Below are 394 nucleotides of genomic sequence, written 5' to 3' on the forward strand. Positions count from 1 at the left end.
GCCGGCCACGGCGCGGCCCAGCGTGTCGTAGCGCGTCTCGCTGCTGGTCTCCACCGTCTGCTCGGAGCGCGAGCCCGACCCGATCCGGCCATTGGCGATCAGGTTCGCGCCTTCGTCCTGGTAGACGCCCACGGGCGGGAAGATGGTCTTCACCTGCCGGCCCAGCGCGTCGTATTCGTAGCGCGTGGTGCGCTGCTCGCTGCGGCCTGTGGCCTCGGTGCGCGCGGTGAGGTGGCCCATGGCGTCGTACTCCATGCGGGTGACGACGCTTGCCATCGCTTGCGTCATCTGGCCCGTCTGGCTCCAGGACGGCAGATCGGCGAGCATCACCTGCGGCGAGATCTCCTGCACCATCTGGCCCGCCGCGTTGTAGGCGTACGTCCAGATCTGTCTC

General features: G+C 69.0%; 1 protein-coding gene. It reads right to left on the bottom strand.

Going from position 1 to position 394, the window contains the following annotated elements:
* Positions 1 to 394: RHS repeat domain-containing protein (locus tag GVL52_RS30045; protein ID WP_160012804.1), on the bottom strand; the 394-nt coding region annotated here is incomplete at both ends.

Source organism: Rhizobium sp. 18055 (assembly GCF_902706285.1).
In the GTDB taxonomy this organism is placed as follows: domain Bacteria; phylum Pseudomonadota; class Alphaproteobacteria; order Rhizobiales; family Rhizobiaceae; genus Rhizobium.